Annotated in this window: 20 protein-coding genes and 1 riboswitch; of the genes, 14 read left to right on the forward strand and 6 right to left on the reverse strand. The window is 71.7% G+C overall.

Going from position 1 to position 23,828, the window contains the following annotated elements:
- Positions 1-711 precede the first annotated feature (711 nt).
- The 5 genes from BIV25_RS16725 (at position 712) to BIV25_RS16745 (ending at position 5,277) form a co-directional block, all read left to right on the forward strand.
- On the forward strand, positions 712-1,233 hold the full coding sequence (locus BIV25_RS16725; RefSeq protein WP_071373128.1) for a DUF1453 family protein: 522 nt from the start codon (positions 712-714) through the stop codon (positions 1,231-1,233).
- Positions 1,230-2,381 carry a sensor histidine kinase gene (locus BIV25_RS16730; protein WP_071373129.1) on the forward strand — a complete coding sequence of 384 codons (1,152 nt, stop codon included), beginning with the start codon at positions 1,230-1,232 and terminating at the stop codon, positions 2,379-2,381. Before BIV25_RS16725 ends, BIV25_RS16730 begins: the two co-directional genes overlap by 4 nt.
- On the forward strand, positions 2,378-3,070 hold the full coding sequence (locus BIV25_RS16735) for a response regulator transcription factor (protein WP_071373130.1): 693 nt from the start codon (positions 2,378-2,380) through the stop codon (positions 3,068-3,070). The genes BIV25_RS16730 and BIV25_RS16735 overlap by 4 nt, the downstream gene beginning before the upstream one ends.
- Positions 3,071-3,139: 69 nt before the next feature.
- Complete coding sequence (locus BIV25_RS16740) at positions 3,140-3,688, forward strand: DUF485 domain-containing protein (RefSeq protein WP_079176682.1); 549 nt, start codon at positions 3,140-3,142, stop codon at positions 3,686-3,688.
- Positions 3,685-5,277, forward strand: a complete 1,593-nt coding sequence (locus BIV25_RS16745; protein WP_071373132.1) for a cation acetate symporter — start codon at positions 3,685-3,687, stop codon at positions 5,275-5,277. Before BIV25_RS16740 ends, BIV25_RS16745 begins: the two co-directional genes overlap by 4 nt.
- A 16-nt stretch (positions 5,278-5,293) precedes the next feature.
- Here the strand turns inward: BIV25_RS16745 and BIV25_RS16750 are convergent, their stop codons facing one another.
- Positions 5,294-5,986, reverse strand: coding sequence for a response regulator (locus BIV25_RS16750; protein WP_071373133.1), 693 nt, complete (start codon positions 5,984-5,986; stop codon positions 5,294-5,296).
- Positions 5,987-6,144: 158 nt separating this feature from the next.
- Here BIV25_RS16750 and BIV25_RS16755 point away from each other — a divergent pair, with 158 nt between their 5' ends.
- The 3 genes from BIV25_RS16755 to BIV25_RS16765 all read left to right on the forward strand — a co-directional run bounded on the left by BIV25_RS16755 (position 6,145) and on the right by BIV25_RS16765 (position 8,936).
- The gene (locus BIV25_RS16755) at positions 6,145-6,960 is read left to right on the forward strand and encodes an ABC transporter ATP-binding protein (RefSeq protein WP_071373134.1); all 816 of its coding nucleotides are present in this window, start codon (positions 6,145-6,147) and stop codon (positions 6,958-6,960) included.
- Positions 6,950-7,813 carry an ABC transporter permease gene (locus tag BIV25_RS16760; protein WP_071373175.1) on the forward strand — a complete coding sequence of 288 codons (864 nt, stop codon included), beginning with the start codon at positions 6,950-6,952 and terminating at the stop codon, positions 7,811-7,813. Before BIV25_RS16755 ends, BIV25_RS16760 begins: the two co-directional genes overlap by 11 nt.
- Before the next feature lie 67 nt (positions 7,814-7,880).
- Entirely contained in the window at positions 7,881-8,936 is a 1,056-nt protein-coding gene (locus tag BIV25_RS16765) for an ABC transporter substrate-binding protein (RefSeq protein WP_071373135.1), read from the forward strand.
- 18 nt (positions 8,937-8,954) lie between these two features.
- On the opposite strand, the gene BIV25_RS16770 is transcribed toward BIV25_RS16765, so the two are convergent.
- The 4 genes from BIV25_RS16770 to BIV25_RS16785 form a co-directional block, all read right to left on the reverse strand.
- Positions 8,955-9,635 (reverse strand): response regulator, encoded by a 681-nt coding sequence (locus BIV25_RS16770; protein WP_071373136.1) that lies wholly within the window; start codon positions 9,633-9,635, stop codon positions 8,955-8,957.
- Positions 9,632-11,323 (reverse strand): sensor histidine kinase, encoded by a 1,692-nt coding sequence (locus BIV25_RS16775; protein WP_071373137.1) that lies wholly within the window; start codon positions 11,321-11,323, stop codon positions 9,632-9,634. The genes BIV25_RS16770 and BIV25_RS16775 overlap by 4 nt, the downstream gene beginning before the upstream one ends.
- An 88-nt stretch (positions 11,324-11,411) precedes the next feature.
- A complete protein-coding gene (locus tag BIV25_RS16780) occupies positions 11,412-12,353 on the reverse strand; it encodes a sucrase ferredoxin (RefSeq protein WP_071373138.1) in 942 nt (313 codons plus the stop codon).
- A 77-nt stretch (positions 12,354-12,430) separates the two neighbouring features.
- Positions 12,431-13,687: a citrate synthase gene (locus BIV25_RS16785; protein ID WP_071373139.1), complete on the reverse strand. Its 1,257-nt coding sequence runs from the start codon at positions 13,685-13,687 to the stop codon at positions 12,431-12,433.
- 125 nt (positions 13,688-13,812) lie between these two features.
- Between BIV25_RS16785 and BIV25_RS16790 the strand changes: the two genes are divergently transcribed.
- Complete coding sequence (locus BIV25_RS16790) at positions 13,813-14,979, forward strand: citrate synthase/methylcitrate synthase (RefSeq protein ID WP_071373140.1); 1,167 nt, start codon at positions 13,813-13,815, stop codon at positions 14,977-14,979.
- Positions 14,980-15,043: 64 nt separating this feature from the next.
- Positions 15,044-16,114 (forward strand): GTP-binding protein, encoded by a 1,071-nt coding sequence (locus BIV25_RS16795; RefSeq protein WP_071373141.1) that lies wholly within the window; start codon positions 15,044-15,046, stop codon positions 16,112-16,114.
- Here the strand turns inward: BIV25_RS16795 and BIV25_RS16800 are convergent.
- The gene (locus tag BIV25_RS16800) at positions 16,111-18,570 is read right to left on the reverse strand and encodes a DNA topoisomerase (ATP-hydrolyzing) subunit A (protein ID WP_071373142.1); all 2,460 of its coding nucleotides are present in this window, start codon (positions 18,568-18,570) and stop codon (positions 16,111-16,113) included. The genes BIV25_RS16795 and BIV25_RS16800 overlap by 4 nt on opposite strands.
- A 269-nt stretch (positions 18,571-18,839) precedes the next feature.
- Here BIV25_RS16800 and BIV25_RS16805 point away from each other — a divergent pair, with 269 nt between their 5' ends.
- The 4 genes from BIV25_RS16805 (at position 18,840) to BIV25_RS16820 (ending at position 23,657) form a co-directional block, all read left to right on the forward strand.
- Complete coding sequence (locus BIV25_RS16805) at positions 18,840-20,231, forward strand: pitrilysin family protein (RefSeq protein ID WP_071373143.1); 1,392 nt, start codon at positions 18,840-18,842, stop codon at positions 20,229-20,231.
- 17 nt (positions 20,232-20,248) lie between these two features.
- Complete coding sequence (locus BIV25_RS16810; protein ID WP_071373176.1) at positions 20,249-21,631, forward strand: pitrilysin family protein; 1,383 nt, start codon at positions 20,249-20,251, stop codon at positions 21,629-21,631.
- Positions 21,632-21,841: 210 nt separating this feature from the next.
- Positions 21,842-22,000, forward strand: a riboswitch (cyclic di-AMP (ydaO/yuaA leader).
- 12 nt (positions 22,001-22,012) lie between these two features.
- Positions 22,013-22,753: a M23 family metallopeptidase gene (locus BIV25_RS16815; RefSeq protein ID WP_071373144.1), complete on the forward strand. Its 741-nt coding sequence runs from the start codon at positions 22,013-22,015 to the stop codon at positions 22,751-22,753.
- 217 nt (positions 22,754-22,970) lie between these two features.
- Positions 22,971-23,657: a GntR family transcriptional regulator gene (locus BIV25_RS16820; protein WP_071373145.1), complete on the forward strand. Its 687-nt coding sequence runs from the start codon at positions 22,971-22,973 to the stop codon at positions 23,655-23,657.
- Positions 23,658-23,828: the final 171 nt, after the last annotated feature.

The following is a 23,828-nucleotide window of genomic DNA, read 5'->3' on the forward strand; positions in this document are numbered from 1 at the left end:
CCGGAGCGAGGCGGACCCGGCGGATCGTGCGGGCATGGCAGGACAGGACAGGGGATACGGGGCCCTGGCCCCGGGCCGGCGAGCGGTGGCGGTTCGGTGCGTGTCCGAGTCGCGGTGGCGGTGGCGGTGGGACGCCTGTCCGGACTGCCTCCTGTAGTGGTCCGGTGCGCGGCCGGACCGGCAGGGCGGACCGGGTCCGGCCGGAGGCAGGTCTCGGGCCGTTCCGGCAGGCCCGGGCCGCCGCCACGTCGCGCCCGTAAATCGCGCCCGCCGGCCGTCGTGGTGTCCGTCGGCTCGGCCGGGTCACCGTCGCTCTCTCCCCGCCGGCTGATCGGGATCGGCCGTCGTACGACACCTCCTCCCAGGACACCTCGCCCCAGGCCCTCCCCCTCCCGTCGCCCTGAGCTGTCCCCCCGGACTCGGAGTCTCCGGCGCCCTGCCGATCTCCCGCTGCGACCCGGCCCGCGGCGCGCCTCTGCCCGGTGCAGCACCGCTCCCGCGGCATCCCGATCCCTGCCCCGGCACCTCCAGCTTCGTCCCGTCCCTGAGTCTCTTTCGCCCGGCGTCTACACCCGTGGGTGGAGAAGAGCCGCCCGAGGTTTCCACCCGTGATCCACCTCCGCTCCGATCTGCGGGCCTGGGCATTTCCGTAGCGTCGTCGGTGTCGGCAGCACCCGCTCCGGCACTACCTTCTCGCTCACGGAGGCTCTGATGTCCGGGCTCGTCAACGCGCTGGTGATCGTGGCCGTGGTCGCCCTGGTGATCGCGCGGCAGTTCCGTGCCCGCGCGATCAACACGGACCGGCGCTGGTGGCTGGTCCCCGTGATCCTCGCCGTCGTCGCGCTGCGCGAGCCCGGCATCCTCGACGCACATCACCGTGCGGAGTCCGCCGCGTTGCTCGCCGTGGAGGTGCTCATAGGCCTGGCCATGGGCGCCGGCTGGGCCTGGACGACCCGCATCTGGGCCGCTCCGGACGGCGTCGTGTGGACCAAGAGCACCAAGGCGAGCGGCGCCGTGTGGGCCGTGGGCATCGCCCTGCGGATCGGTATCTACGCCCTCGGCACCGCGCTGGGCCTGCACCAGGACAGCTCGGCCCTGATGCTCGGTCTCGCCGGCACCCTGCTGGTCCGCGGCGGCGTCCTGGTCTGGCGGGCCCAGTCCCTCGGCACCGCCACCCGTCCCTCTCCGGCGTACGGTGACGACATGTGGACGGCCCGGAAGGAGAGCGTGTGACGGAGAACCTCTGGACCCGCTGGCCGTCGCGCGAGGCGCTCGGCCGCGCGGGAATCAGCCGGCCCCGGCGCATGCTCGCCTGGGCCGTGCGGCTCCTCGTGCTCGCGCTGCTCCTGTGGGGCGCGTTCAACCAGAAGCACGTCGGCCTCGCAGAAGGGTTCGCGGCAGCGGCCGGGGTCCTCCTCGCCGCCGTCGTCTCCTGGGCCTTGTTCCGGACCACCTACCAGCACCGGCTGGTGCCCTCCCTCGCGCTCATGAGTGTGCTCCTGGCCATCGCGGTCGCCGCCGAGGCCACGGGGTTCAGAGGACCGGCCCTGGTGCTCTGGTGCGGATGCGGGATCAGCGCCCTGGAGCGGCTGCCGCTCGCGGCGGCCGCGCCCGTGACCTCGGTGGCCCTGGCGTCGTACTCCGCGTTCAACAACGACGTCTGGCTGACCACGGCCGCCACGGTGGCCGGCATGGCCCTCGCCGGATACGTCCTGCGGCTGGACGCCGAAGCCCGCGGCAGCGCGCAGCGGCTGCTCGCCCAGGAGCGGGCCGCCCGGGCCGCCGAGGCCGAGTCCGCGGCACTGGCCGAGCGAACCAGGATCGCGCGCGAGATCCACGACGTGCTGGCCCACAGCCTCTCGGCCCAGCTCGTGCACCTGGAGGCCGCCCGGCTGCTGATCGAGAACGGCGCCGACCGTGAACGGATCCTGGAGCGGGTGGTGGCCGCGCGCGGCATGGCCCGCGACGGGCTCGCGGAGACCCGGCAGGCACTGTCGGCGCTGCGGGGCGAACTGACCCCGCTGGAAGACTTCCTGAGTGAACTCGTCACCGGAGCCGACGGCGCCGAGGTCACCGTCACGGGTGAGCGCAGACCGCTGTCGGCCGAGGCCTCCCAGGCCGTACGCCGGGTCGCGCAGGAGGCGCTCACCAACGTCCGCAAGCATGCCCAGGGCGCCAAGGTGCAGCTGCGACTCGACTACAGCGACCACGAAGTGACGCTGAACGTAAGGGACTCGGGCGGGCTCCCGGGCGAACTCACCGGATCCGGCGGCGGGTACGGTCTGCTGGGTATGCGCGAGCGTGCCGAGCTGCTGGGCGGCTCACTGGACGCGGGTGCGGACGAGGAGGGGTTCGTGGTGACGCTGAAGGTGCCGGTATGACCGAGACGGAGGGAGAGAAGAAGCCTGCGCGGGTGGTGGTCGCCGACGACCAGACCGTGGTCCGGGAAGGCATCGTGATGCTCCTCGGGCTGCTGCCCGGCGTGGAGGTCGTCGGTGCGGCGGGAGACGGCGAGGAGGCGGTGCAGCTGGTGGGCGAACTCGCGCCGGACGTCGTCCTGATGGACCTCAGGATGCCCCGCTGCGACGGTGTGGAGGCCACCCGGCGGATCCGGTCGCAGTACCCCGGGACCCAGGTCGTCGTGCTCACCACGTACGCGGACGACGAGTCGCTGTTCCCCGCGCTGCGCGCAGGTGCCCGCGGCTATCTGACCAAGGACGCCGGCGGTGACGAGATCGTACGGGCCGTGGAGAGCGTGCTGTCGGGGGACGCGGGGCTGTCGCCCAGCGTGCAGCGCAGGCTGCTGGAGCGGCTGTCGCAGCCCGGGCACCCGCCCGAGCCGGCGCCGGCCGATGCCGCGCCCGACGGGCTGACCGCACGCGAGACCGAGGTCCTGGTGCTGATCGCCGACGGACTCAGCAACCAGGAGATCGCCCGCAGACTGCATGTGTCGACAGCGACGGTGAAGACGCACATCAACAACCTCTTCGCCAAGACGGGCCTCAAGGACCGGGCGCAGGCGGTGCGTTACGCCTACGGCAAGGGGCTCGTGAGGCCGCCCACGCAGTGAATCACCTGATGGGGTGAAGAGCTGAGGGAAGAAGAGTCAGGGATCTTCCCGATCTGTCCATCCTTGGGCATGCAGTCAAGCAACGACCGTGCCCGCGGATGCGGGGACGGTCCCGAGAGTTCGGGCGGGAGCCAGGAAGAGCACGGCACGCCCTCGCACGACGCGATGTACGAGGACCCTTGGTACGACGCGCTGGCCTCCGGCTGGGGCGAGCTGGACGGCGCGGGCATGCCGGCGTCGGTGGTGCCGTCCGCTCGTGGGGAGCAGAGCGGACCGTCGCTTCGCGCGCGTGACGTGTACGTCGAGGTGCAGCGCAGCGCGGCCTTCCAGGAGGTGCGCAGCAGGTACCGGCGGTTCGTCGTGCCGGGAGTCGTCGCGTTCCTCGTCTGGTACGTGGGGTATGTGGTCGCCGCCACGGCCGCGCCCGGACTCATGGCCCGGCCCGTGGCGGGAGCGGTGAACGTGGGCATGCTGGCCGGGCTCGGACAGTTCCTCACCACGTTCCTGCTCACCTGGGCCTACGCCCGGCACGCGCGGCTGCGGCGGGACCGGGCGGCGCTGGAGCTGCGCTGGGACACCCAGGAACTGACCCGTGAGGCGCGGGGAGGTGCCGCGTGACCGGGGGCCATCAGACGCTGGCGCTGCTGCTGTTCAGCGCATTCGTGGCCGTCACTCTCGGGATCACGACGTGGGTGAGTCGGCGGCGGCGCGGTTCGGCGGAGGAGTTCTACGCGGGCGGACGGTTGTTCTCCCCGATGGAAAATGGTTTCGCCATCGCGGGCGACTACATGTCGGCGGCTTCCTTCCTCGGGGTCACCGGGCTGATCGCGCTCTATGGATACGACGGGCTGCTGTATGTCGTGGGCTTCCTGGTGGCCTGGCTGGTGGTGCTGTTCCTGGTGGCCGAACTGGTGCGTAACTGCGGGCGGTTCACCCTGGCGGACGTGGTGGCCGCGCGCATGAGCGAGCGGCCGGTGCGGATCGCCGCGGGAACGTCCTCGGTGACGGTGTCCGTCGTGTATCTGGTGGCGCAGATGGTGGGCGCGGGCAGCCTGGTGGCGCTGCTGCTGGGGCGCACGGGCGGGGCGGCCCGGGCCTGGACGGTCATCGGGGTCGGCGCGCTCATGGTGGTCTATGTGTCGCTGGGCGGGATGCGGGCCACCACCTGGATCCAGATCGTGAAGGCGGTGCTGCTGCTGAGCGGGACGGTCGTGCTGACCGTGCTCGTCCTGCTGCGCTTCCACGGCGACTTCGACCGGCTGCTGCTCACGGCGGCGGACCGCAGCGGTCACGGCAGGGCGTTCCTGGCCCCGGGCCTGAAGTACGGCGGGAGCTGGACCGCCCGCCTCGACTTCATCAGCCTCGGGCTCGCCCTGGTGCTGGGCACGGCGGGACTCCCGCACATCCTGTCCCGCTTCTACACCGTGCCCACCGCACGGGCTGCGCGCCGTTCCGCCGTGTGGTCCATCGGGCTGATCGGTGGCTTCTACCTGATGACGATCGTCCTCGGCCTGGGCGCCGCCGCGGTGGTCGGGCCGGATGCCGTGCGGGGTTCGAACGCGGCCGGGAACACGGCGGTGCCGCTCCTCGCCCTCGACCTGGGCGGCGGCGCCGGCTCCACCGGTGGAACGGTTCTGTTCGCGGTCGTCGCCGCCGTCGCCTTCGCCACGATCCTCGCCGTGGTCGCCGGCCTCACGCTCGCCTCGTCGGCCTCGGTGGCGCACGACCTGTACGCGTCCCTGCGGCGGTCGTCCGGCACGCCGCGCGGCGAGGTCGTGGTGGCACGGTTCGCGGCGCTCGGCATCGGCGTCGTGGCGATCGCGCTCGGCCTGCTGGCCCGTGATCTCAACGTCGCCTACCTCGTGGGCCTGGCGTTCGCGGTCGCGGCGTCGGCGAACCTGCCCGTGCTGCTGTACTCGCTGTTCTGGCGCGGCTTCACCACCCGTGGCGCTGTGTGGGCCGTGTACGGCGGACTGATCCCGGCACTGGGGCTCGTCCTGCTGTCCCCGGTGGTCTCCGGCAGCCCGGACTCGCTGTTCCCGGGCGTCGACTTCCAGTACTTCCCGCTCCAGAACCCCGGCATCGTCTCCATCCCGCTCGGCTTCGTGGCCGGCTGGCTGGGCACGGTCACCTCGGCCGAGGTCGCGGACGAGGCCAAGTACGCCGAGACCGAGGTGCGGTCGCTGACCGGTGCCGGGGCCGTGTAGCGCGCCGGACGGATCGCTACGGCGCCACCCAGGCGTAGCGGTGCTCCGGTCGGCCGGTGTCGCCGTACTTCAGGGAGAGGCGCAGTCGGCCGGCCTGTTCCAGGTGGCGGAGGTAGCGCTGGGCCGTGGAGCGGCTCAGGCCGGTCCTGGCGGCCACCTCGTGGGCCGACAGCGGCTGGTCGGCGTGGTGCAGGACGCCACAGATCAGGTCCGTCGTGGGCTCCGAGTGGCCGCTCGGCAGGCCGGGTGCGGACGGTGCCGGGGCTGTGCGCAGTGCCCCGAAGATGCGGTCGACCTGCTCCTGGCCCGTCAGGCCGTGGCCGCCCACCCGGTCCACGGTGCGGCGCAGAGCGGCGTAGGACTCCAGGCGGGTGCGCAGCGCGGCGAAGGTGAACGGTTTGACCAGGTAGTGCAGGGCGCCCAGGCGCATCGCCTGCTGAACGGTCGTCACCTCACTGGCCGCCGTGATCATGATGACGTCCGTGCGGTGGCCCTGCTCACGCATGCGGTGGACGAGGTCGAGGCCGGTCCGGTCCGGCAGAAAGTGGTCGAGCAGGACCAGGTCGACGCTGCCGCGTTCGACGGCCGCCAGCGCCTGGGCGGCGCTGTGCGCGCGGGCGGACACCCGGAACCCGGGAACCTTTGCCACGTACTTGGCGTTTATCTCTGCGACGCGGAAGTCGTCGTCCACGACCAGGACGTCAATCATCAGGCCTCTCCTTCAAGGCCGAGGGGCGTTACGCCCGTGTTTCGGCTCCGCAGTTGTAGCGCGAGCAAAATGAGCACAACAGGCTCCTGCGAGCAAAAGAACGGCTTGTGCCCACAAGACTCCTGCTGTGGCCGGGGCCACACCTACCGTCCCGGGCCATGAGCGCACACACCAGCCCCGCCATCGAGTTGCGGGGCGCGAGCAAGACCTTCAGAACCCCGTCCGGGGGACTGCACACGGCCGTGCGCGGCCTGGACCTCACCGTGCGGCGCGGCGAGTTCGTGGCCGTCGTGGGACCGACCGGCTGCGGCAAGTCCACCACGCTGACGCTGGTCAGCGGCCTGGAGGAGCCCAGCGAGGGCGAGGTGCTGGTGGCCGGGGAGCCGGTCGACGGCGTCGGCGACAAGGTCGGCTTCGTCTTCCAGCAGGACGCCACCTTCCCCTGGCGCACGGTGCTGTCGAACGTCATGGCAGGCCCGCGCTTCCGGGGCGTGCCGAAGACGGAGGCCAAGGAGAAGGCGCGGGACTGGCTGGCCCGGGTCGGACTCGCCGGCTTCGAGGACCGTTACCCGCACCAGCTCTCCGGCGGTCAGCGCAAGCGCGTCGCCCTCGCCGCCACCTTCGTCAACGACCCCGAGATCCTGCTGATGGACGAGCCGTTCTCCGCGCTCGACGTGCAGACCAGGGCGCTGATGTCGGACGAGTTGCTGGAGCTGTGGGAGGGCACGGGCGCCTCGGTCGTCTTCGTCACCCACGACCTGGAGGAGTCCATCGCGCTCGCCGACCGGGTGGTCGTGATGACCGCCGGACCCGCGACCGTGAAGCAGGTCTTCGACATCGATCTGCCGCGGCCGCGCAAGGTCGAGTCGGTGCGCCTGGAGCCGCGGTTCATCGAGATCTACCGCGAGATCTGGGAGTCGCTCGGCGAAGAGGTCCGCATCACCCGCGAGAGGGGTGCCGCCCGTGTCGCCTGACGTTCTCAGCACACCGGCCGTCGAGACCACGAAGGTCCCCGACCGCGCGCAGAGCCGCGCCCAGGCCGCCCGCCGCCGCAAGGTCTTCGTCAACGCCATGCGTGTGGTGCTCCTGGTCGCCGTCCTCGGCCTGTGGGAGGGACTGTCCCGGGCCAAGGTGATCGATCCGTTCAACTTCTCGATGCCCTCGAAGATCTGGGATCAGATCTGGACCTGGGTGATGCACGGCACCGCGCTCGGCTCCCTGGGCGAACAGATCTGGTACACGCTCCACGAGGCACTGCTCGGCTGGATCATCGGTGTGATCGCCGGTGTGCTGCTCGGTATTGCGCTCGGGCGGATCAGATTGCTCGCCGAGGTACTTGGTCCATACATCAAGGTGCTCAACTCGATCCCCAGGATCGTCCTCGCACCCATCTTCCTGATCTGGTTCGGCCTCGGCCCCTCCTCGAAGGTCGCGTCGGCTGTCGTGCTCGTGTTCTTCCCGGTGTTCTTCAACGCCTTCCAGGGCGCCCGGGAGGTGGACCGCAACCTCGTGGCCAATGCCCGCATCCTGGGCGCCGGCGACCGCAGGGTGACCCTCCAGGTGGTCATCCCGTCGGCCACCTCCTGGATCTTCACCAGCCTGCATGTCAGCTTCGGCTTCGCGCTGATCGGCGCCATCGTCGGTGAGTACATCGGCGCCACCAAGGGCATCGGCCTGCTCGTCTCGCAGTCGCAGAACACCTTCAACGCGGCCGGTGTCTACGCCGCGATGGTCATCCTCGCGGTCGTCGCCCTCGTCGCCGAGGGGCTGCTGACCTTCGCCGAGCGCCGCATCTTCCGCTGGAAGCCCGCCGGTTCCGACGACTGACCGGCCCCCTCGGACCAGCCCCCCACGCCTTTCCCGCACCGCCCTCTCACAAGGACGTGACACCGCCATGCGCAAGACCGCCAGATACTCCTCCCTGGCCGCCGCCGGACTCCTCGCCCTCACCTCGCTCACCGCCTGCGCCAACGACGCGGCAAGCTCCACGGCCGACACCGGCAGCGGCGGGGGCGGCAAGGGCGAGTCGGTCAAGATCATGGTCGGCGGCCTGGACAAGGTCATCTACCTGCCCGCGATGCTCACGCAGCGCCTCGGCTACTTCCAGGCGGAGGGACTCGACGTCCAACTGCTCAGCGAGCCCGCCGGAGTCCAGGCCGAGACCGCGCTCGTCTCCGGCCAGGTGCAGGGAGCGGTCGGCTTCTACGACCACACCCTCGACCTCCAGGTGAAAGGCAAGCCGGTCGAGTCGGTCGTGCAGTTCTCCCATGCGCCCGGCGAGGTCGAGGTCGTCTCCGGCAAGGCGGCGGGCGACCTCACGTCGCCCAAGGACTTCAAGGGCCGCAAGCTGGGCGTGACCAGCCTCGGCTCCTCCACCGACTTCCTCACCAAGTACCTGGCGGTCAAGAACGGCGTCGACGTCAGCGAGTTCACACCGGTCTCGGTCGGCGCCGGGCCGACCTTCATCGCGGCACTCCAGAACGGCGCGATCGACGGCGGCATGACGACCGACCCGACCGTCGCGACGATCCTGGACAAGAAGGCGGGCAGGATCCTCCTCGACATGCGCACCCCCGAGGGCTCGCAGGAGGCGCTGGGCGGCCCGTACCCCTCGTCAAGTCTGTACATGAAGACGGACTGGGTGAACGGACACAAGGACACCGTCCAGAAGCTGGTCAATGCATTCGTCAAGACGCTCACGTGGATGTCCACCCACAGCGCCGACGAGATCGCCGCCAAGATGCCCGCCGACTACTCCCAGGGCAACAAGACGCTCTACACCCAGGCCATCAAGAGCACCCTGCCGATGTTCACCAAGGACGGTGTGATGCCCGAGGGCGGCCCCGAGACCGTGGAGAAGGTCCTCAAGTCGTTCAACCCCAACATCAAGAACGCCGAGGTCGACTTGAGCAAGACGTACACGACCGAGTTCGTCAAGGCTGCCAAGTAGTCTGCAAGCCTTGCCCGTTCAGACACGGGTCGCCCACACGTAACGGTGTTCCGGGCGGCCCGCGTCGCCGTACTTGAGGGTGAGCCGCGCCCGTCCCGCGCGCTCCAGGAGCTTCAGATAGCGCTGGGCGGTCTGCCGGCTCACCCCCGTCCGCTCCGCGATCTCCTGTGCGGACAGCGGCCCTTGAGCATGCATCAGCGCCTGACGCACCAGTTCGGCCGTCGCGGGGGAGTGACCCTTGGGCAGGCCGGGCTCCGACGGCGCGGACAGGGCGCCGAAGATCCGGTCCACATCGGACTGTTCGGCCTCCCCGCCGCCGTCCAGGGTGCGTCGCAGCTGCGCGTACGCCTCCAGCCTGCTCCGCAGGCCGGCGAAGGCGAACGGCTTCACCAGGTACTGCAGCGCCCCGTGCCGCATGGCGGCCTGCACGGTCGACACGTCCCGTGCCGCCGTCACCATGATCACGTCGGTCTGGTGGCCGCGCCGGCGCATCTCGCGGACGACCGAGAGCCCGGTGCCGTCCGGCAGATAGTGGTCCATGAGCACCAGGTCCACCCGCGCCGGCGCCGCCACCAGACGCAGCGCCTCGGCCGCGCTGTGCGCCTCGCCCGCCACGTGGAAGCCCGGGACCTTCTCGACGTAGGCGGCGTTGACCCGGGCGACGCGCATGTCGTCGTCCACGACCAGGACCTCGATCATCGCGCCTCCTCCTCGGCAGCGATGGGGGTGTGCTCGGGAGCCGGTGCGGCCGGTCCCGTGAGCGCCGGTTCCGGTTCCGGCCCGCCGAGCGCCTCCGGCAGGACCACGGTGAACTCGGCACCGCCGCCGTCCGCGGTCCCCACCGTCGCGCCGCCGCCCTGCCGTTCGGCCAGCCGGTGCACCAGCGAGAGACCGATGCCCCGTTTGCCGTGCGCGGGCGGCTCCTTGGTGGACCAGCCCTCCGTGAAGATCAACTCCCGCTGGTCCGCCGGGATGCCGGGGCCGGTGTCGCGGACCCCGAGGACGACCGCACGCCCCTCGGTGCGCAGTTCGACCTCCACGCGCGCGTGGAGCGTGCCCGCGACCGCGTCCAGGGCGTTGTCCACCAGATTGCCCACGACCGTGACCAGGCCCCGGGGGTCGATCAGCCGGTCCGGGAGCCGGGTGCGCTCCGACACCCACAGGGCGACGCCGCGCTCGGCCGCCACGGTCGCCTTGCCGACCAGCAGCGCCGCCAGCAGCGGGTCCTGGATCTTCTCGGTGATCTGCTCGGCGGTGACCCGGTGGTCGCCGACCACCTCGCCGACGAACTCCACGGCGTCGTCGTACATGTCCAGTTCCAGGAGCCCGAGCAGGGTGTGCATGCGGTTGGCGTGCTCGTGGTCCTGGGCGCGCAGGGCGTCGATCAGCCCGCGCGTGGAGTCCAGTTCGCGCCCGAGCTGCTCCAGTTCGGTGCGGTCGCGCAGGGTGGCCACGGCGCCGCCGTCGCCGGTGGGCATCCGGTTGGCGACCAGGACGCGCTGACCGCGCACGGTGAGCAGATCGGTACCGGTGACCCGGCCGGCCAGGACATCGGTCGTACGGCCCTCGCCGAGCGCCTCGTCGGGAGTGCGGCCGACCGCCTCGTCGCCGATGCCCAGCAGCCGCCGTGCCTCGTCGTTGAGCAGCCGGACGCGGCCGCCGCGGTCGAGGGCCACCACGCCCTCGCGGATGCCGTGCAGCATCGCCTCGCGCTCCGCGAGCAGCGCCGAGATGTCGGAGAAGGCCAGGTCGCGGGTCTGCCGCTGGACCCGGCGGGAGATCACCCAGGCGGCCAGCGCACCCGCCGCGAGAGCGCCCCCGGCGTACGCGAACAGCCCCGGGATCGCGCTGATCAGCCGTGCCCGCACACTGTCGTACGCGATGCCGACGGAGACCGCGCCGACGATCCGGTGGCCGGCGTCGTACAGCGGCACCTTGCCGCGGGCCGAACGGCCCAGGGTGCCGTCGTCGATCTCCATGACCTGCCGGCCGGCCAGGGCTTCGCGGGGGTCGGTCGAGACGTGCGCGCCGATCTCCGACGGGGTGGTGTGCGACCAGCGCACGCCCCGCCGGTCCATCACCACGATGTACTCGGCGTGGGTGGACCGCCGGATCCGTTCCGCCTCGCGCTGCACCGGACCGTTCGTCGTCGGTTCGGTGGTCAGCACGCCCTCGGCGATCTGCGGGTCCTGGGCCGTGGTCTGGGCGATGGCCAGCGCGCGGCGCATCGCCTCGTGGTCCAGCTGCTTGCTCAGCGGCGCCAGGAACAGCCCGGTCGCCAGCACCGCCACTCCCGCCGCGATCGTCACCTGCATGAGCAGCACCTGGGAGAACGCCCGTCGCGGCAGACCCAGGCGCAGACGGCGGGCGGGAGGACGGGGGCTCATGGGGGACGACGTTACGTGGGAAGGTCCCGTGTGCCCCAGGGGTTGTGGTGGGGATCTCTTGACCAGTTATTGAATGACGGGGCCGCGCTCAGCTCGCCACCGCCGTCGGCCGCAGCTCGCGCACGGCCGTCACGTCCATCCGCGCGGGCGTGCCGAGCACGTCCGCGCCACAGCTCTCCGCGCGCGGCGGCAGCGACGCCCCCTGCGCCACGGTGACCCGCCACAGACGGCCGTCGGTGTGGGCGACGGTGACCTGCCAGTGCGGCGCCGCGCCATCGGTCCGTACGACGCCCAGCACGTCCGCGCGGTCCTCGCCCGCCGCCGTCCGGACGGCCAGCTCGGCCGCCTGGCCGGGCCGTTCCCACGCGGAGCACCCCCGGCACCCCTCGATCACCACACGCCCCTCCCGGGCGCCGCGCAGGGCCTCCTCGACGGTGTGTGCCTCGGCGCGGCCGTAGGCGTAGCCGTACGGCAGGACGAGCACCGTCGGTGAGAAGCGATGTCCACCCAGATGGGTGACCTCCCAGACCCCGTGCACCCCCGAGGCGGCCAGCTCGCCGGCGAGCGGGCGGCCCAGGAGGGCGCAACAGCGGTCGCGCTTGCCATTGGTGCACACGAGCGCGAGCGGGTCGCCCCGGTGCGGGCGTCCGTCGAGCGCGGCGCCGAACGAGTGGTGGTCGCCCGCGCCGAGAGCGGTGAAGTCGAGGTCCAGCAGCCGTTCCGGAGCGCGGACGGTGGCGCTGCGCAGCCACACGTTTCCCGGAACGGTGTGGGCCGCGTACACATGCCGCAGTGGCGGCGTGCCGGGGTCGGCATGCCGCCCTGGGCGCCGTATGAGGGCCACCCGTACGCCGGTTCCCTCGGCCGCCCGCTCCAGCGCCCGGCCCAGCCGGGGATCCAGATGGCTCGAAGTGAGCGCCTTGGCGCCCCACGGGCCGGGCTGTTCCAGCAGCAGCCACGTCGTCGCCGTGGCCGCCGTGCCGGAAACGAGCTCGTCGAGGCTCCGGGAGACGGTCGCGCACCTACTCACAGAGGTGAGCCTAACCTGACTCCGTGCGGGGCGACTTCCGGCCGTGCCCGTGTACTGCTCCGGCAGGGGCGCGGGCCCTAGTCCGGCAGGGGCTGCGGCGGTCGTGTGCCGACGTAGTGGCCGACGGGGCGCATGCGCAGCGGGCGCTCGCCGTACTCCTCCAGAGCGTGCGCGATCCAGCCCGCCGTACGGGCGACCGCGAAGATCGTCTCGCCGGCCGTGGCGGGCATGCCGCTGGACGCCGTGAACACCGCGAGGGCCAGGTCGACGTTGGCGTGCAGTGGGGTGTGCCGGGCGGTCGTGGCGACGATGTCCCGGGCTGCGAGCAGGGCGGACTCCGCGCGCGGCACCTGCTCCAGGAGACCCAACAGCACACGCGCGCGGGGATCCTCGCCCGCGTACAGCCGGTGGCCGAGTCCGGGGACACGGCGGCCCGCGCGCAGTTCGTCGGCGATCACCGGGACCGCCGTGCCCTGGTCGAGCACGTCGAGCAGTATGCGGTGGGCGCCGCCGCTCGCGGCACCGTGCAGCGGGCCCTCCAGGACGCCGAGCCCGGCCGAGACGGCCGCGTAGGCGTGTGCCCGGGCCGAGGCGGCGACCCGGACGGCGAGCGTGGACGCGGCCAGGTCGTGGTCGGCGAGCAGGGCGAGCGCGGTGTCCAGGACCCGCAGGGACGCCTCGTCGGCGGGGCGTCCGGTCAGCCGGCTCCACAGCCGGTGGGCCAGCGGGCCGTCGTCCTTGTGGGTGTGCAGGGCCGGTGGCAGCGCGGCGACGAGGGTGGGGATGAGGATCCGCGCGGTGTTCAGCACCGCGTCCTCGGACAGGTCGAAGCGCAGCGGGTCCTCGGCCGCCGCGGCGATCGCCGCCACCCGCAGCCGGTCGGTGGGCGAGGCGTGCTCGGACAGGGCGTTCACCGCGCGGCGGGCGACCTCGACCGTGGCGACGGGGGCGGTGAACGCGACCCCCGGGGCCGGCCGGCCCGTCCACAGCCATTCCGCGACCTCCTCGTACGAGTGGCGCAGGGCCAGCTCGACGGCGTCCACGCCGCGGAAGAAGTAGCGGTCCTGCTCGATCAGAGTGATGCGGGTCCGCACCGACAGGTCGCCGCCGGAGCCCGGGGCCCCGGCCGCCTCACGCCGGTTGCGCCGGGCGAGGGCCTCGACCTCCTTCGCCTCGAAGGTGCTGGCCCGGCCGCCCGGTTCGCGTCTGCTGCTGAGCAGGCCGCGGCTCACGTACGCGTAGACCGTCTCGGGCTTCACGCCGAGCAGTTCGGCGGTCTCCTTGGTGGTCAGCCTTCGCCCGGGGCGGCCGGGAGCGGGTTCGTGATCGCGCATGGGGGTCACCGTAGCCGTCTCTGGACATCTTGATAGCGATGCATTGATTCAATCAACGTTGACAAGGAAATAGTCAAGCATGGACAGTCGAATTAATTCCAGGGAGGAAAGCAGGGAGGGAATCCATGTCCGTCAACAGGACCGCCACTCCGCTCATCGACGCCCCGCGCGGCCTCGCGGGCGTCGTCGTCACCGAGACCGAGATCGGTGACGTCCGGGGACAGCAGGGCTTCTACCACTACCGCCAGTACTCGGCCGTCGAACTCGCGCGGACCCGTGGCTTCGAGGACGCCTGGCATCTCCTGGTCCACGGCACGCTCCCGGACGCGCGGCGCCGGGCCGCCTTCGTGGCCGAGACCGCCGGGCTGCGCCGGCTGCCCGCGGAGGTCCGCGCCGCACTGCCCGCGATCGCCGCCGCGAGCCGGGTCTCCGGCCCGCTGTCCGGGCTGCGCACGGCCCTGTCACTGCTGGGCGCGTCCCAGGGGATGCGGCCGGTGTACGACATCGACGCCGACCGGCGCCGCGCCGACACCCTGGCCGCCTGCGCGGCCGTACCCACCCTGCTCACCGCCCTGTACCGGCTCGGGCAGGGACTCGATCCGGTCGAGCCGCGCGAGGACCTCGGCCACGCGGCCAACTACCTGTACATGCTCACCGGCGAGGAACCCGAGCCGCGGTACGCCCGTGCGGTCGAGCAATACCTGATCTCCACCATTGACCATGGATTCAACCCGTCAACCTTCACCGCCCGGGTCATCGCCTCCACCGGCGCCGACGTGGTGGCCTGCCTGACCGGTGCCGTGGGTGCCCTGTCCGGGCCGCTGCACGGCGGCGCGCCCAGCCGGGCCCTGGACACCCTGGACGCCATCGGCACCCCGGACCGGATCGACTCCTGGATCCGCGCGCGGGTGCTCGGCGGCGACCGGATCATGGGGTTCGGGCATGCCGTCTACCGCACGGAGGACCCCCGTTCGCGGATGCTGCGGGAGGTCGCCGAGGGCTTCGGCGGCCCGCGCGTCGCGTTCGCGGTGGAGGTCGAGCGGACGGTCGAGGCGATCCTCGCCGAGCTGAAGCCCGGCCGCGAACTCCACACCAACGTCGAGTTCTACGCCGGCGTGGTCATGGAACTGTGCGGCCTGCCCCGCGAGATGTTCACCCCCACCTTCGCGGCGGCCAGGGTGGTGGGCTGGAGCGCCAACATCCTGGAACAGGCAGCCGATTCGAAGATCATCCGTCCCGTCGCCCGCTACGTCGGACCGGAGCCCCCGGTGGCGGTGCCGGCTCAGCCGTGAGTCCGGCCCGGGGCGCCGCTCTTATCCTGGACCGGCAGCCGGTCCACGTGAGAGAGGGCGCCCGTTGGGCAACAGCAGCACTCCGCAGCAGATCCCCGTCGTCGTCCTCGCCGGATTCCTCGGTTCCGGGAAGACCACGCTCCTCAACCACCTCCTGCACCACAGCGGCGGCAGCCGGATCGGCGCGATCGTCAACGACTTCGGGGCCATCGAGATCGACGCGATGGCCGTCGCCGGCGCCCTCGGCGACTCGACCGTCTCGCTCGGCAACGGCTGCCTGTGCTGCGCTGTCGACGCGAGCGAACTCGACGTCTACCTGAACCGGCTCGCCGCCCCCGGTGCCGGCATCGACGTGATCGTCATCGAAGCCAGCGGACTCGCCGAGCCGCAGGAACTCGTGCGGATGGTGCTGGCCAGCGAGCACCCCGGGATCGTCTACGGCGGCCTGGTGGAGGTCGTGGACGCCGCCGAGTTCGACGACACCCGGTCCCGCCACCCCGAGGTCGACCGGCACCTGGCCCTCGCCGACCTCGTGGTGGTCAACAAGCTCGACCGGGCCGCGGACGGCGAGCGGATACTCGGCCTCGTGCGGTCCCTCGCCGACCGCGCCGCCGTCGTCCCGGCCACCTACGGCCGTATCGACCCGGAGTTCCTCCTCGACTGCAAGCCCGGTGAGGAGCGCATCGGGCAGCTGTCCTTCGACGACCTGCACGACCACACCGATGACGACGACCACACCGGTCATCTGCACACCGGCTACGACAGCCTGTCCTTCACCTCCGGCCTGCCCATGGACCCGCGCGCGCTCATGCGGTTCCTGGACAGCCGGCCCGAGGGGCTGTACCGGATCAAGGGGTACGTCGACTTCGGGCCGTACGACACCCGCAACCGGTACGCCGTGCACGCCGTCGGCCGGTTCCTGCGCTTCTACCCCGAGCCCTGGACCGCAGCCGGTGACCGGCTCACCCAGCTCGTGCTGATCGGCTCCGGCATCGACACCGGCGCCCTGGGCAAGGAGTTGGAGGCGGCCGGGAACGACGCCCCACACGCCGACGAACACGGCATGTGGGGCGTCCTGAGGTACGTCCAGGGGCCGCAGGAGACGGAGGCCGGGCCGCAGGACCCGCCGGCCTAGAAGGCCGGTCCCGCGACCACCGAGACCGTCATCGGCAGCGACGTGCCCGAGCCGTCCCGGCGCGGGTCCAGCTCCGGCAACTCGGCCGGGGCGCCGGTCTTCTGGGCCGCGCGCGCGGGAACCGGGCCCGCCCAGGCCAGCGACAGGCAGTCCTCGCCCTTCAGGAACCGCTGGCAGCGCACGCCGCCCGTGGCCCGGCCCTTGCGCGGGTACTGGTCGAACGGGGTCAGCTTGGCCGTCGTCTGCACGGAGTCGTCCAGCGTGCCGCGCGAACCCGCCACCGTGAAGACCACCGCGTCGACGGCCGGGTCGACCGCCGTGAACGAGATCACCTTGGCGCCGTCGGTGACCTTGATGCCCGCCATACCGCCCGCCGGGCGGCCCTGCGGGCGCACGATGGACGCCTGGAAGCGCAGCAGCTGCGCGTCGTCCGTGATGAACACCAGGTCCTCGTCGCCGGTGCGCAGCTCCACCGCGCCGACGATCCGGTCGCCCTCCTTGAGCGTGATGACCTCCAACTCGTCCTTGTTGGACGGGTAGTCGGGCACCACGCGCTTGACGACGCCCTGTTCCGTGCCGAGCGCGAGGCCCGGGGACGACTCGTCGAGCGTGGTCAGGCAGACCACCGTCTCGTCGTCCTCCAGCGACACGAACTCCGCGAGCGGGGCGCCCCCGGCGAGGTTCGGCGCGGTCGCCGTCGGCGGCAGCTGGGGCAGGTCGACCACGTTGATCCGCAGCAGCCGGCCCGCCGAGGTCACCGCGCCGATCTCACCGCGCGCGGTCGCCGGCACCGCCGAGACGATCACGTCGTGCTTGACGCGCTTCGCGTCGGCCCCTTCGGGGAGCGCCTCGTCTGCCGCCGTGCGGGCCAGCAGGCCGGTCGAGGACAGCAGCACCCGGCACGGGTCGTCGGCCACCTGGAGCGGCACCGCGGTCACCGGGGCGCCCGCGGACTCCAGCAGCACCGTGCGCCGGTCGGTGGCGAACTTCTTGGCCACGGCGGCCAGTTCGGCCGAGACCAGCTTGCGCAGCTCCGCGTCGGACTCCAGGATCCGGGTCAGCTCCTCGATCTCCGCGGTGAGCCTGTCCTTCTCCGCCTCCAGTTCGATGCGGTCGTACTTGGTGAGCCGGCGCAGCGGCGTGTCGAGGATGTACTGCGTCTGGATCTCGCTCAGCGAGAAGCGCTCCATCAGGCGCTGCTTGGCCTGCGCGGAGTTCTCGCTGGAACGGATCAGCCGGATGACCTCGTCGATGTCGACCAGGGCGGTGAGCAGACCCTCGACCAGGTGCAGCCGGTCGCGGCGCTTGGTGCGGCGGAACTCGCTGCGGCGCCGGACCACGTCGAAGCGGTGGTCGAGATAGACCTCCAGCAGCTCCTTCAGGCCCAGCGTGAGCGGCTGGCCGTCCACCAGCGCCACGTTGTTGATGCCGAAGGACTCCTCCATCGGGGTCAGCTTGTACAGCTGTTCCAGGATCGCCTCCGGCACGAAGCCGTTCTTGATCTCGATGACCAGGCGCAGGCCGTGCTCGCGGTCGGTGAGGTCCTTGACGTCGGCGATGCCCTGGACCTTCTTCGCGTTGACCAGGTCCTTGATCTTCGCGATGACCTTCTCGGGGCCGACCGTGAAGGGCAGTTCGGTGATGACCAGGCCCTTGCGGCGGGCCGTCACCGTCTCCACCGACACCGTGGCACGGATCTTGAAGGTGCCGCGGCCCGTCGCGTACGCGTCCCGGACGCCGTCGAGGCCGACGATCCGGCCGCCGGTGGGCAGGTCCGGGCCCGGGACGTGCCGCATCAGCGCGTCCAGGTCGGCGTTCGGATGCCGGATCAGATGGCGGGCGGCCGCGATCACCTCGCCGAGGTTGTGCGGCGGCATGTTCGTCGCCATGCCGACCGCGATGCCCGAGGAGCCGTTGACCAGCAGGTTCGGGAAGGCGGCCGGCAGTGCCACCGGCTCCTGCTCCTGGCCGTCGTAGTTGGGCGCGAAGTCGACCGTGTCCTCGTCGATCGACTCGGTCATCAGGCCCGTCGCCTCGGCCATCCGGCACTCGGTGTACCGCATCGCGGCCGGCGGGTCGTCGTTGCCCAGCGAGCCGAAGTTGCCGTGGCCGTCGACGAGCGGCACGCGCATGGAGAACGGCTGGGCCATGCGCACGAGGGCGTCGTAGATCGACGCGTCGCCGTGCGGGTGCAGCTTGCCCATGACCTCGCCGACGACACGCGCGCACTTCACGTAGGCGCGGTCGGGGCGCACGCCCATCTCGTTCATCTGGTACACGATCCGGCGGTGCACCGGCTTGAGGCCGTCACGGGCGTCCGGCAGGGCGCGCGAATAGATGACCGAGTACGCGTACTCGAGGTAGGAGCCACGCATCTCGTCCACGACGTCGATGTCGAGGATCTTCTCCTCGTACGAGTCGTCGGGCGGCGGGGTCTTCGTGCTGCGGCGGGCCATCCTGCCTGGCTCCTTGCTGAAGCGTTTGACGGATCTGACGCCGACCATTGTGGACCGAGGCACTGACAACCCGTGCCACGACCCGGTAACCGCGGCCCCGTCGGCCGCCGAAAGCCGCCTCGGCACCCGTCCGGCACGGCGCGCGCGATCCGCTGTGGGCGTACGGCCCGCGGGAACTTCGCCGAGGTCCCGCACGCTTTGCATACAGTGGCAGACACGGCAGGAAAACCGCGGTTAGCACAACCGCCTCCGCTCGCGAAGGGACGTACATGCCCATGGGTCACACGACCACAGCCGAGGCAGGCTCCGGGGGCCTGACAGCGACCGAGCACCGCCTGGCCAACGGTCTGCGCGTGGTGCTCTCCGAGGACCACCTGACCCCGGTGGCGGCGGTCTGCCTCTGGTACGACGTCGGCTCCCGCCACGAAGTCAAGGGGCGTACCGGCCTGGCTCACCTTTTCGAGCACTTGATGTTCCAGGGCTCGGGACAGGTGAAGGGCAACGGCCACTTCGAGCTGGTGCAGGGCGCCGGCGGCTCGCTGAACGGCACCACCAGCTTCGAGCGCACCAACTACTTCGAGACCATGCCCGCCCACCAGCTGGAGCTCGCGCTCTGGCTGGAGGCCGACCGCATGGGCTCGCTGCTGGCCGCCCTCGACGACGAGTCCATGGAGAACCAGCGGGACGTCGTCAAGAACGAGCGCCGCCAGCGCTACGACAACGTCCCCTACGGCACCGCCTTCGAGAAGCTGACCGGCCTCTCGTACCCGGAGGGCCACCCCTACCACCACACGCCGATCGGCTCGATGGCGGACCTGGACGCGGCCACCCTGGAGGACGCCCGCCAGTTCTTCCGCACCTACTACGCGCCGAACAACGCCGTGCTGTCCGTGGTCGGCGACATCGACCCCGTACAGACCCTCGCCTGGATCGAGAAGTACTTCGGCTCGATCCCCGCGCACGACGGCAAGCCCGCGCCGCGCGACGGCTCCCTGCCCGAGGTCATCGGAGAGCAGAAGCGCGAGGTCGTCGTCGAGGAGGTCCCGGCGCGCGCCCTGATGGCCGCCTACCGGCTGCCGGAGGACGGCACGCGCGCGTGCGACGCGGCCGACCTCGCCCTGACCGTCCTCGGCGGCGGCGAGTCCTCGCGCCTCTACAACCGGCTGGTGCGCCGCGACCGTACGGCCGTCGCGGCCGGCTTCGGCCTGCTGCGCCTCGCCGGCGCGCCCTCGATGGGCTGGCTGGACGTGAAGACCTCCGGCGACGTCGAGGTCCCGGTCATCGAGGCCGCCATCGACGAGGAGCTCGCCCGGTTCGCCGAGGAGGGCCCCACGCCGGAGGAAATGGAACGCGCCCAGGCTCAGTTGGAGCGCGAGTGGCTGGACCGGCTCGGCACGGTGTCCGGCCGCGCCGACGAACTGTGCCGGTTCGCCGTCCTGTTCGGTGACCCGCAGCTCGCCCTCACGGCCGTGCAGCGCGTCCTCGCGGTGACCTCCGAGGAGGTCCAGGAGGTCGCCAAGGCCCGCCTGCGCCCCGACAACCGCGCGGTCCTCGTCTACGAGCCGAAGTCCCCGGAAGCCCCTGACGCCGACGTGCCCGAGGACCCGGAGCAGGAAGCGACCGTAGAGGCCGGCAACGAGAACGAGGAGACGGCCAAGTGACCGAGCAGCTCACCAGCATGGACTTCCACCCTCAGCCGCAGCCGGGTGAGGCCAAGCCCTGGGCGTTCCCGGCCCCCGAGCGCGCGGCGCTCGACAACGGCCTGACGGTGCTGCGCTGCCACCGCCCCGGCCAGCAGGTCGTCGCCGTCGAGGTGCTGCTCGACGCGCCCCTGGACGCCGAGCCGGCCGGTCTGGACGGCGTCGCCACGATCATGGCGCGAGCCTTCTCCGAGGGCACCGACCGGCACTCCGCCGAGGAGTTCGCGGCCGAGCTGGAGCGCGCGGGCGCCACGCTCGACGCGCACGCCGACCACTCGGGCGTCCGCATCAGCCTGGAGGTGCCCGCCTCCCGCCTCGCCAAGGGCCTTGGCCTGCTCGCCGACGCCCTGCGTGCGCCCGCGTTCGCCGAGAGCGAGGTCGAGCGGCTGGTCCGCAACCGCCTGGACGAGATCCCGCACGAGCTGGCCAACCCCACCCGCCGGGCCGCCAAGGAGCTGTCCAAGGAGCTGTTCCCGGCGACCTCGCGCATGTCGCGCCCGCGCCAGGGCACCGAGGAGACGGTCGAGAAGATCGACGCGGCCGCCGTACGCGCCTTCTACGACCGCCATGTGCGCCCCGCCACGGCCACCGCGGTCGTGGTCGGCGACCTCACCGGCATCGACCTGGACGCCCTGCTCGGTGAGACCCTGGGCGCCTGGAGCGGCACCCCGGGGCAGCCCCGGCCCGTGCCGGCCGTGAGCGCCGACGACACCGGCCGCGTGGTCATCGTGGACCGGCCCGGTGCGGTCCAGACGCAGCTGCTCATCGGCCGCGTCGGCCCCGACCGGCACGACCGTGTGTGGCCCGCGCAGGTGCTCGGCACGTACTGCCTGGGCGGCACCCTCACCTCCCGCCTGGACCGCGTCCTGCGCGAGGAGAAGGGCTACACCTACGGTGTGCGCGCCTTCGGCCAGGTCCTGAGGTCCGCGCCCCCTTCTCCCGGTGGGGCTACGGGCGCCTCCCTGCTCGCCATCAGCGGCTCGGTGGACACGCCGAACACCGGTCCCGCGCTGGACGACCTGTGGAAGGTGCTGCGCACCCTCGCGGCGGAGGGCCTGACCGACGCCGAGCGGGACGTGGCCGTGCAGAACCTCGTCGGGGTGGCGCCGCTCAAGTACGAGACGGCGGCGGCCGTCGCGAGCACGCTGGCCGACCAGGTCGAGCAGCATCTGCCCGACGACTTCCAGGCGACGCTGTACCGGCAGCTGGCCGCCACGGGCACGGTGGAGGCCACGGCGGCCGTCGTGAACGCCTTCCCGGTGGACGGCCTGGTGACCGTGCTCGTCGGTGACGCCGCGCAGATCAAGGCGCCGGTGGAGGCGCTCGGCATCGGCGAAGTCAGCGTGGTCGCGGCCGAGTAGGGCACGCGTGCGTGGGGCCCTGACCGCCTACGGGTCGTCAGGGCCCCTTGTCGTTCCGCACTCTTCCCCAGATGCCCGATTTGGGGCGGAGGTTGCCTGTCTGCCCTGTGGGATGCGCTACAAAAGCCCGGTTCGGTTTGGGGACCGGCGTCCGGCCCGCCTAGCGTCGTCCGGGCTGTTCGTCAGGCAGTGCGCCGCACCCGCGGCACCGGACAGCCATCGCCGAGTCCCCGTACGGCGCGAGCCAGGGGAGCCGGGGACCCAGTCCCTTGGGGTGAATCGGACGCCCACGCGTGCGCGTGGCGGCCGTAGGAGACCTTCCTGCTCCGAACCCGTCAGCTAACCCGGTAGGCGAGAGGGAAGGAAAGGACCAGCCACTCCATGGCGTTCATGTGCGCCACCGGGAAGCACCGCAAGCCCGGCCGGGTCACGCGCACCACCGCTCAGGCGGCCGGTATCGCGGCCCTCACCACCGGTGTCATCGGCACGCTCGCGGCGTCCCCCGCGTCCGCCGCCCAGAACTCCGTCGAGCGGACCGGCCTCACCCCGGTGATCAGCGTGGGCGACGACATCGCCGAGCAGATCGACGCGCAGGCGGCCGCCCAGCGGCAGGCCGCCGCGCAGAAGGCGGCCGAGGAGGCCGCGGCCCGGCGGGCCCAGGAGGTCCGGGAGGCCAAGGCCCGCGCCGCACGCGAGGCCGAGCGCGAGCGGCTGAACCGTTTCGTCGCCCCGATCACGGACTCGTACGTCTCCACGGGCTACCAGGCCAGCAGCTCCCTGTGGTCCTCCGGTTCCCACACCGGCATCGACTTCCACGCGGCCGGCGGCACGCCCGTCCACGCGGTCGGCTCCGGCACCGTCGTCTCCACCGGCTGGGGCGGCGCGTACGGCAACGAGATCGTGATCCGGATGGCCGACAGCATGTACACCCAGTACGGCCACCTGTCGTCCATCGGCGTCACGGTGGGGCAGCAGGTCACCCCGGGCGAGCAGATCGGTCTGTCCGGCGCGACCGGCAACGTCACCGGCCCGCATCTGCACTTCGAGGCCCGTACGACCCCCGACTACGGCTCGGACGTCGACCCGGTCGCCTATCTCCGCAAGCACGGCGTGAACGTCTGACGCGCACGGCGCACGCGACACGGCATCCGAAGCCCCGGCTCACCGAGCCGGGGCTTTCGTCGTTATCCGCTGTGTCCGCAGTGCGCTTAGGGGAGCCACTGTCCAAAAAATATCCATGGATTCCGGCCCGCCGTCGGAAATTCTGGCTCATTGCAATAGAGTCACGGAACACGCGTCCATCGTCGACGTGTCACGGGGATTAAGGCGGAGGTCGGTCATGCGTATTCCGGCGCACTCGGTATGCACAGCGATCCGGGACGACATCGTCGCCGGTGTCCACGAGCGCGGCAGCCGCCTCACCGAGGAAGTCCTGGCCCGTCGCTACGGCGTCTCGCGCGTCCCTGTCCGTGAGGCCCTGCGCACGCTGGAGGCGGAGGGTTTCGTGGTGACGCGCCGGCACGCGGGCGCGTGCGTGGCCGAGCCGACCGAGCGGGAGGCGGCCGACCTGCTGGAGATGCGGATGCTCCTGGAGCCGCTCGGTGCCGCCCGGGCCGCGCAGCGGCACACGGAGGCGCATCTGAAGGTGCTGCGCGGCCTGGTCAGGCTGGGCCAGGAGCGGGCCAGGCGGGGCAGCAGCGAGGATCTTCGGCAGCTGGGCGGCTGGTTCCACGAGACACTCGCCCAGGCCTGCGCGAGCCCGTCGCTGACCTCGGTGCTGACCCAGCTGCGCCACAAGATCGCCTGGATGTACGCGGTGGAGGCGCTGCCGAGCCCGGTCGAGTCCTGGGCGGAGCACGGCGCGATCGTGGACGCGGTGGCGCGCGGCGACGGAGAGCGCGCGCGGACGCTCACCGCCCTGCACGGCGAGCGCGCGACGGCCGCGCACCGGCTTCGCTTTTCCGCAGGCGGCGAGCGTGTGAGGACTTCGCAACACGCCGTAAACATGGGCGGCCTGCGTCATTAACACGAGCGCCGTATACAAAGAAGAGTAATTCGGCGGAGGTGTATTCCGGCCGCCTGAATTCCGGTGTGTTCGCGCGTACCTGCCCGGGCATTTCATGGTCGGGCATTCGCGAAAAGCGGTGCCGAACGGCGAAGCCGCGCCGCCCGGAAAGGGCGACGCGGCTTCGGTGTT

Source organism: Streptomyces sp. MUSC 14 (genome assembly GCF_001866675.1).
In the GTDB taxonomy this organism is placed as follows: Bacteria; Actinomycetota; Actinomycetes; order Streptomycetales; family Streptomycetaceae; genus Streptomyces.

Bases quoted from the DNA above. Each gene is read 5' to 3' on its own strand.
- BIV25_RS16725 (WP_071373128.1), top strand. From the start codon at position 712: ATGTCCGGGCTCGTCAACGCGCTGGTGATCGTGGCCGTGGTCGCCCTG.
- BIV25_RS16735 (WP_071373130.1), top strand. From the start codon at position 2,378: ATGACCGAGACGGAGGGAGAGAAGAAGCCTGCGCGGGTGGTGGTCGCC.
- BIV25_RS16740 (WP_079176682.1), top strand. From the start codon at position 3,140: ATGCAGTCAAGCAACGACCGTGCCCGCGGATGCGGGGACGGTCCCGAG.
- BIV25_RS16750 (WP_071373133.1), bottom strand. From the start codon at position 5,986: ATGATTGACGTCCTGGTCGTGGACGACGACTTCCGCGTCGCAGAGATA.
- BIV25_RS16755 (WP_071373134.1), top strand. From the start codon at position 6,145: ATGAGCGCACACACCAGCCCCGCCATCGAGTTGCGGGGCGCGAGCAAG.
- BIV25_RS16765 (WP_071373135.1), top strand. From the start codon at position 7,881: ATGCGCAAGACCGCCAGATACTCCTCCCTGGCCGCCGCCGGACTCCTC.
- BIV25_RS16770 (WP_071373136.1), bottom strand. From the start codon at position 9,635: ATGATCGAGGTCCTGGTCGTGGACGACGACATGCGCGTCGCCCGGGTC.
- BIV25_RS16775 (WP_071373137.1), bottom strand. From the start codon at position 11,323: ATGAGCCCCCGTCCTCCCGCCCGCCGTCTGCGCCTGGGTCTGCCGCGA.
- BIV25_RS16785 (WP_071373139.1), bottom strand. From the start codon at position 13,687: ATGCGCGATCACGAACCCGCTCCCGGCCGCCCCGGGCGAAGGCTGACC.
- BIV25_RS16790 (WP_071373140.1), top strand. From the start codon at position 13,813: ATGTCCGTCAACAGGACCGCCACTCCGCTCATCGACGCCCCGCGCGGC.
- BIV25_RS16800 (WP_071373142.1), bottom strand. From the start codon at position 18,570: ATGGCCCGCCGCAGCACGAAGACCCCGCCGCCCGACGACTCGTACGAG.
- BIV25_RS16805 (WP_071373143.1), top strand. From the start codon at position 18,840: ATGCCCATGGGTCACACGACCACAGCCGAGGCAGGCTCCGGGGGCCTG.
- BIV25_RS16810 (WP_071373176.1), top strand. From the start codon at position 20,249: ATGGACTTCCACCCTCAGCCGCAGCCGGGTGAGGCCAAGCCCTGGGCG.
- BIV25_RS16815 (WP_071373144.1), top strand. From the start codon at position 22,013: ATGGCGTTCATGTGCGCCACCGGGAAGCACCGCAAGCCCGGCCGGGTC.
- BIV25_RS16820 (WP_071373145.1), top strand. From the start codon at position 22,971: ATGCGTATTCCGGCGCACTCGGTATGCACAGCGATCCGGGACGACATC.